This is a genomic window from Paractinoplanes hotanensis, from assembly GCF_023717965.1.
Classification (GTDB): Bacteria; Actinomycetota; Actinomycetes; order Mycobacteriales; family Micromonosporaceae; genus Actinoplanes; species Actinoplanes polyasparticus.
The window spans coordinates 1-7,344 of sequence record NZ_JAMQOL010000103.1 but is presented as its reverse complement, the minus strand read 5'-3'; the positions used below and the strand labels follow the sequence as shown (position 1 = coordinate 7,344).

Annotated in this window: 6 protein-coding genes; 2 read left to right on the top strand and 4 right to left on the bottom strand. The window is 68.7% G+C overall.

Annotated elements, in window-relative coordinates; genetic code table 11:
- Window positions 1–140 precede the first annotated feature (140 nt).
- From adhE to LXN57_RS47365, 4 genes are all read right to left on the bottom strand, one after another.
- A complete protein-coding gene (gene adhE, locus LXN57_RS47380) occupies window positions 141–2,702 on the bottom strand; it encodes a bifunctional acetaldehyde-CoA/alcohol dehydrogenase (protein ID WP_251804905.1) in 2,562 nt (853 codons plus the stop codon).
- A 26-nt stretch (window positions 2,703–2,728) separates the two neighbouring features.
- Window positions 2,729–3,211: a universal stress protein gene (locus LXN57_RS47375; RefSeq protein ID WP_251804904.1), complete on the bottom strand. Its 483-nt coding sequence runs from the start codon at window positions 3,209–3,211 to the stop codon at window positions 2,729–2,731.
- A gap of 88 nt (window positions 3,212–3,299) precedes the next feature.
- Window positions 3,300–4,295: an Acg family FMN-binding oxidoreductase gene (locus LXN57_RS47370; RefSeq protein ID WP_251804903.1), complete on the bottom strand. Its 996-nt coding sequence runs from the start codon at window positions 4,293–4,295 to the stop codon at window positions 3,300–3,302.
- Window positions 4,296–4,318: 23 nt separating this feature from the next.
- Window positions 4,319–5,194 carry a universal stress protein gene (locus LXN57_RS47365; RefSeq protein ID WP_251804902.1) on the bottom strand — a complete coding sequence of 292 codons (876 nt, stop codon included), beginning with the start codon at window positions 5,192–5,194 and terminating at the stop codon, window positions 4,319–4,321.
- A gap of 191 nt (window positions 5,195–5,385) precedes the next feature.
- On the opposite strand from LXN57_RS47365, the gene LXN57_RS47360 reads away from it, so the two are divergent.
- Entirely contained in the window at window positions 5,386–6,264 is an 879-nt protein-coding gene (locus tag LXN57_RS47360) for a universal stress protein (RefSeq protein ID WP_251804901.1), read from the top strand.
- Window positions 6,265–6,287: 23 nt separating this feature from the next.
- The gene (locus LXN57_RS47355; protein WP_251804900.1) at window positions 6,288–7,154 is read left to right on the top strand and encodes a universal stress protein; all 867 of its coding nucleotides are present in this window, start codon (window positions 6,288–6,290) and stop codon (window positions 7,152–7,154) included.
- Window positions 7,155–7,344: the final 190 nt, after the last annotated feature.

Genomic DNA, 7,344 nt, shown 5'->3' with positions numbered 1-7,344 from the left:
GCGGCCGGCACCAAACGGTCCTAAACCCCGCCCGATAAAGATCCAACCAACGTGTTATTTCTCGGCGAGCCCTTAGGAGGCCTGCGCGCCAGGCGGCAGCGACGTCCGGCCCTGCCGCACGGGCCGGACGCCACCTGGAATCACCCGTAGTAGGCGTCCTTCATCAGCCGTTCCAGGTCGTCGAGCATCGGCATCCGCGGGTTGGCCGGGGCGCACTGGTCCTCGTAGGCATTGAGCGCCTGCTGCGGCAAGGCGGCCAGGAACTCCTCCTCGTCCACGCCCAGCTTGGCGAAGGACGCTTCGATGCCGACGGCGTCGCGCAACCTCTCGACGGCGTCAGCCAGAGAGGCGACGCCCTCGGTCGCGGTGGCGGCGGGCAACCCGAGCATCTTGGCGATCTCCGCGAAGCGTTCCGGCGCACGGTAGGTCTCGTACTTGGGCCAGCTGGAGAGTTTGGCGGGCACGGTGCCGTTGTAGCGGATCACATGAGGCAGCAGCACAGCGTTCGTGCGGCCGTGGGCAATGTGGAAGCTCGCCCCGAGCGTGTGCGACATCGCGTGGACAATGCCGAGGAACGCGCTGCCGAACGCCATGCCCGCGATCGTGCCGGCGTTGTGCATGCGCTCGCGTGCCTGCGTGTCGCCGGTCAGCACCGACTGCTCGAGGTTGGCGAAGATCAGCCGGATGGCGTGCAGCGCGAGACCGTCGGTGAAGTCGTTGGCATAGACCGACACGTACGTCTCGATCGCATGTGTCAGGGCGTCGAAGCCACTGTCGGCAGCGATGACCCGTGGCAGGCTTGCGGTCAGCTCGGGGTCGATGATGGCAACGGTCGGCGTGAGCGCGTAGTCGGCGAGCGGATACTTCTTGCCCGTCCGATGATCGGTGATGACAGCGAACGGAGTCACCTCCGCGCCGGTGCCCGATGTGGTGGGCACGCACACCAGGCGGGCCAGATCGCCCAGGGGCGGGAAGGCGAATGCCCGTTTGCGGATGTCGAAGAACTTCTCCCGCATGTCCTCGAAGTCGACCTCAGGGTGTTCGTACTTGAGCCACATGACCTTGGCGGCGTCCATCGCCGACCCGCCGCCGAGGGCGATGATGGTGTCCGGGCGGAAGGAACGCATCAGGGCTGCGCCGCGTTCCACCGTGGTGATCTCCGGTTCGGGCTCGACGTCGTCGATGATCTGCAGCGCGATCTGTTCCGGTCTGGTCTGCAGCACCCGGTTGACCCGGTCGACGAAGCCGAGCCTGGTCATGGTCTCGTCTGTCACCACGGTCACCCGTCGCACGCCTGGCATGTCGGCGAGATAGCGGATGGCGTGGGGCTCGAAGAAGATCTTCGACGGCACCTTGAACCACTGCAGGTTGTTGGTGCGCCGGCCGATCCGCTTGATGTTGATCAGATTGACGGCCGAGATGTTGTCCGACACCGAATTACGGCCGTAGCTGCCGCAGCCCAGCGTGAGCGAGGGCAGAAACGCGTTGTACATGTCGCCTATACCGCCCTGCGACGCCGGCGAGTTCCAGATGATCCGAACCGCCTTCATGCGACGTCCGAACTCCTTGACCAGGTCCGCGTCCTCGGTGTGAATGACGGCGCTGTGGCCGAGGCCGTGAAACTCCACCATCCGGGCGGCGAGATCCATGCCCTCGTCGCGGCTGTGCGCCCGTAGCACCGCGAGCACCGGCGCCAGCTTCTCGCGGGTCAGCGGCTCGGCCGGGCCCACGTCGCCCACCTCGGCGAGGATCACCGACGTGTCCGCCGCCACCTCAAATCCTGCCCGCTCGGCGATCCAGGCCGCGGTCCGGCCCACCACATCAGGGTTGAGCTTGCCGTCGGCGCCGAAGATGAACCGCTCCAGCTGCGTCTTTTCGGAGGTCGTGGTGACATACGCGTGCAGCCGCTCGAACTCCGCGAGAGCCGCGTCATAGATCTCCTCAGCGAGGATGACGGCCTGCTCCGAGGCGCAGATCATGCCGTTGTCGAAGGACTTGGAGAGCACGATGTCGTGGACGGCCCGCGTGAGCTTCGCACCGGCTTCGACGTACGCCGGCACGTTGCCGGCGCCGACGCCCAGCGCGGGTTTGCCGGCCGAGTAAGCCGCGCGCACCATGCCGTTGCCGCCGGTCGCCAGGATCGTCGCGATCCCCTCGTGATGCATGAGGGCTGTTGTCGTCTCCACCGACGGTTGCTCGACCCACTGGATGCAATGGCGCGGAGCCCCGGCCTTGACAGCTGCGTCGCGCACCACGCGGGCCGCTTCGGCGCTGCACCGTTGTGCAGCCGGGTGGAATGCGAAGACGATCGGATTGCGCGTCTTGAGCGCGAGAAGCGCCTTGAAGATGGTGGTCGAGGTGGGGTTGGTCACGGGGGTGATGCCGGCGACCACACCGACCGGATCGGCGATCTCGACGATGCCACTGATCTCGTCCTCGCTGATGACACCGACGGTGCGTACCTTGGCCATGCCATGTGTCACGTGCTCACAGGCGAAGATGTTCTTGACTGCTTTGTCCTCGAAGACGCCGCGACCGGTCTCCTCGATGGCGAGGCGGGCGAGACCGGCGTGCTGGTCGAGAGCCGCGACCGACGCCTTCTTGACGATCCGGTCGATCTGCTCCTGGTCGAAGGCGGCGTAGTCGGCGAGGGCCTTCAGCCCGTTGGTCACCAGAAGGTCGACCGTGCTTGCGGTGGTCATCGGAACTCCTCGCTTGATTGGGGGGTTCACCAGCCGGTGCGGGTGACCGAAAGGCGTCGATTCCGCACTACGGCCAGGGGGCATCGGGCGTCGCGCATCAACGCCCGGCATGTCTCGCCCAGCGCTCCGGCCGGCGCGCGGTTGTCACTGGATGCGCCGATGACCAGTAGCGACGCCTTTGCGCTGAGCTCGATCAGGGCCCTCGCCGGGTCGTCGTCGTGCAGGACATCACGTTCCACCGGAGGACCCGCATCAGCCAGGTTCTCGTCGAGGAGTGTGTTGAGGAGACGGCTCGCCTCGCTCAGATCGCGGTGGCAACGGCGGTGATGGGAGCAGTTCGGGGGCCGGCAGTGTGACCAGATGTGAGTCGCTCGGAGCGGAACACCGAGCCGGTCGGCCTCCTCGCGGCCTCGCCGCAGAAGCGATCCGGCGTTGTCGTCATCGTCCACGGCGACCAGGACCGGTTGGGGCACCATGGCTTCCCGGCGTGGCAGGGTGGCGGTTGACATCGTCCCTCCTTCTCTGGTTTCACCTCCACCATCTCGCCTGCCGGACGAGGGCGAACCGGCCGATAGGCTCACCGGGCCGGGACCTTGGTCACCGGTAATTCTGTGTCCGGCGCCCGGTCGGCAGCAGCACCTCCGCCAGTGGGCGCCGCGGCGTGCGGCCGATGGTCCGTCCGTAGCCAACACGCAGGAGCATCTGCGCGCTCAGGCCGGAGGTTGGTTCGATCAGGAGCCGGCGTACCGACGGCAACTCGATCGGCTGGCTGATGGGCATCGTCGCCAGCCCGTGCCAGGTGGCCGTGAGCAGCACTCGCTGCAGGGCCTGTCCCGCGCGAACCCAGTCGACGCGTCGGTCGTTCTGAGTGGCCAGGACGAGCACGGAGGGGTTCGGCTCGAAACGGTCGCTCGGCCGTGGCCGGGTGGCCGCCGACTCGATGAAGTCGCGGATCGGCAGCATCTCGTAGGCATCCGGCGGGCCGATCGCCCATGGCGGCACGCCATCGGGCCGGGAGCTGGAGCCGCTCCAGTGGGCGCATTCCTCCCGATAGCCCGGCTGCTTCTGGATCTGCTGGTCGGCGTGGCGGGCAAGGCGCAGCAGAGCGTCACGGCCCGCCGGCCCGGTGCTGGCCAGCAGCGCGCCCTCTCGGCCGGCAGCGTGGCGCAGGTGATCGAGCACCGCCGCCGGGACAGCGGTCCGGGCGAAGGGCCAACGGTTGGTGTGTCGGTGAGGGATGGCCGCCGCGAGCGCTTCGACCGCGGGAAGCACCGGGGACGGGCAGGTTGCCCTTATCCGGGCCACCAGGTCGGGCCGGTCGGCGTCGGGGAAGACCTCGTAATCGGAGCGGTGACCGCTGCGGCGAATCGCCAGCCGCAGCGTGAAGAGAGCCGCGCCGAGGCTGATCAGCTGCTCGCGGCCGTCCGGGTCGAGCACCCGCAGGCGTCGTGCCGGGTCGGCGTACACCTCGATCCGAGATCCCCGGATGCGGAACTGCCACGGTTGACTGTTGTGCAATGACGGCGCCGCCGTAGCGGTGCGCACACAGTCGACGAGGACATCCCGGGTGGGTGGAATGATCGTGCCGGTCATCGCTCCTCCTCGTCGGCTCTCCCTCAGACTTTCGTCGCAGGGCCCGGCTTCCCAGGGTCCTTCGGCCCCATCTGAGGCCGCTCGGGCGGGACCAGCACGTTGGGACAGCGCGCCGGTGGGCCCAGGCGTGACTCTCGAACGCTGCCGAGGAGCTCGGTGAAACTGCCGCGGCTGCCGGTGCCGGCGACCATCAGACGCCCGCGGCGCAGGGACCGCTCGATGGTGTGCGGCATGTCGAGGTCGGTCACGACGAGACACTCGGCCGCAACCCCCGGGAACCGGGTGGTCCATCTCTTCAGGGCCAAGCTCAGCCTGTGTTCGGCGGCGGCACGTTCCGTCGTCCACATGTGCACCACGATCAGTGGAGCACCCGCCCGCGCCGCTCTCTCGAAGGCGAAGCCCAGGGGGGTTTCGCCGGTGGGCCGCAGAGAGGCCGCCACCACGACCGGACCGTCGTCCCGAGCCGATCCATGGTGGATCATGAGCGGACAGGCGCTGTGGTGGGCAAGGTAGGCCGTGGTCGAGCCCCAGGCCGACCGCGCGTCCGCCCGGTCCCGGTGTCCCACGACGAGCAGGCCGGCCCGCGACGAAGCACGCTCCAGCAGACGCGCAGCACTGCCGTCGAGCAGTTGCGTGTGTGTGGTGACCTCCGGGGCGACCAGTCCGACGCGGGCCGCAGCCAGGGTGAGCAGTCGTTGTGCGTCCGCCGGTGACGGCTGGGCGCTCCGGCCCCGGAACGCCCCGAGGTATCGGCCCGGCCAGACGTGGACCAGCACCAGTGGGACTTGGTAGGTAGCGGCCTCTGCCGCTGCGAAGTCGATCAGCGCCGGCGTGGCGTCCGAACCGTTCACGCCGACCATCACCGGAAGAACTCGAGTGATCAGCCGGTCGGTCCGCATGACCGCAGGCTAGGCCTGCGACGCGGGCCATCGTCACCGCCGGTGGGCACCCGATGGTAGGTCCTTCGGCCCCGGACCCCGTCCTTGCCGACGATGACGGGGCCCTTCGGCCCGCCCGGACGGGACCTCGCACCCTGCTCTGCCGCTCCCGGGCGGTCGACGATCGAGGGTGGATCGGAAGGAGAGCGGACATGAGGAAACCGGGTGTGGTCGTCGGCACGGATGGCACAGCCTGCGGCAGCGCCGCCGTGGAATGGGCAGCCAGGGAAGCTCGGCGTCGCCGGGTCCCGCTACACATCGTGCATGCCTACGAATGGGACTGGCACGAGTCCCGCTTCGACATCGGCAACGAATACATCGATGTCGCGAGGGCGATCGCTGATGCCACTGTGTCCGCCGCCCGCGACCGGGCCCGGGCTGTCGCTCCTGGAATCGAGATCGAGATCAAGACGATCATCGGCCACGCCGTGCCCGGTCTGCTCAGCGCGTCGCACGACGCGGCGCTACTTGTCGTGGGCAACCGTGGTCGCGGAGGATTCGCCGGGCTCCTGCTCGGCTCCGTGAGCCAACGTGTCGCCATTCACGCACCCTGCCCCGTCGTGGTGGTGCGTGGCCGGACCAATCCCACCGGCCCTGTGGTGGCCGGCCTCGACGAGTCTCCGGTAGCTGAGCAGGTGCTGGAGGCGGCTTTTGAGACCGCCGGCGCCCGCGGGGTGGCACTGACCGTGGTGCGCGCCTTCCTGCCGGTGATCCCGCTCTGGCTGACCAATGTGCGGCCGGTCGAGGTGGACACCCCGGCCGAGGACGCGATCCAGCGGGCGGCGGTCGACGAGTTGCTGGCGCCGTGGGCCGAGAAGTACCCCCAGGTTCCGGTGCGGGTCGTGCTCACCCACGACAGCGCCGCCGCGGCCCTCGTCAGCGCCTCGGCGGACGCACAACTTGTCATCGTGGGCAGCCACGGACACGGCATCGTCGGTGGGGCGTTGCTCGGCTCCGCCGGTCAGCAGCTGTTGCACCACGCCGAGTGTCCTGTACTGACCGTGCGCCACCCCACCACTCCGGCGTCGTGACCGGCATCTCGAAGGGGAACACCATGTCCACTCGCACCATCCTCGTCGGCTACGACACGTCCGCGGGTGCCCGGGCGGCCGCCAAATGGGCGCTCGACCAGGCCGCCCGAACCGGGTCAACTGTCGAGTTCCTCTACGCGTACCACTGGCCCACCTGGGCTCCGGCGACCGCGACCGTGCCCGCTCCCGCCGTCTGGCCGGACGGGGAGACCGATCGGGCCGTGCACGGGATGCTGAACGAGCTGGTCGCGAATGCGCGGACCACCCACCCGGACGTCCGGACGAGGACGTCGATCGTCTATGCCAGCGCGGCGCTCACCCTCATCGAACGCTCCGCCGAAGCCGGCCTCATCGTCGTGGGCAGCCGCGGCAGCAGCGGCGTGGCCGGACTGCTGGGCTCGGTCAGCGTCGCGGTCAGCGCTCAGGCGCACTGCCCGGTGGTGGTCGCGCACGCCGACACGAGAGTTGCCGGCCCGGTCGTGGTCGGGGTCGACGAGTCCGCCTCGTCGCACGCTGCGCTGATGTTCGCGGTCGACCAGGCCGTCGCGCGGGGAACCGGCCTTCGCGTCATCCGGGCCTGGCCACCGGTCACCGGGCTCTGGGAAGACCCCGAGCTGTACCCACGCGTAGTCCCGGCGGACGAACGCGAGCCGTTCGAGGAGCTGATCGCCGGGCTGCGGGAGAAGAACCCAGGCTTGGATATCGCGGCCGAAGCTGTGCTGGACCACCCGGCCGCTGTCCTGTCCAAGGCGAGCCGGAATGCCCAGCTGGTCGTCGTCGGCACCCGTGGCCGCGGCCCGGTCACCGGCATTCTGCTCGGTTCGGTGAGTCAGCACGTCCTTCGTCACACGGCCTGCTCTGTGGCAGTCGTGCACGAGGGCGACATCTGAGCAGGACCTTGGTCCTGCCGAAGTCAGGTCATTGGCCTCAATCGATGTAACGAGGCATCGGGCAGGGTCACAGGCAAGGAATCGAAACTCAGGGAGGACATCATGACCACCATTGGCCGGGGTTCGGCCGCTCACCTCGAGAAGGTCGAGGCGCCCGGCTCCATGCTCACCCACACCGCCGCACGCGCGC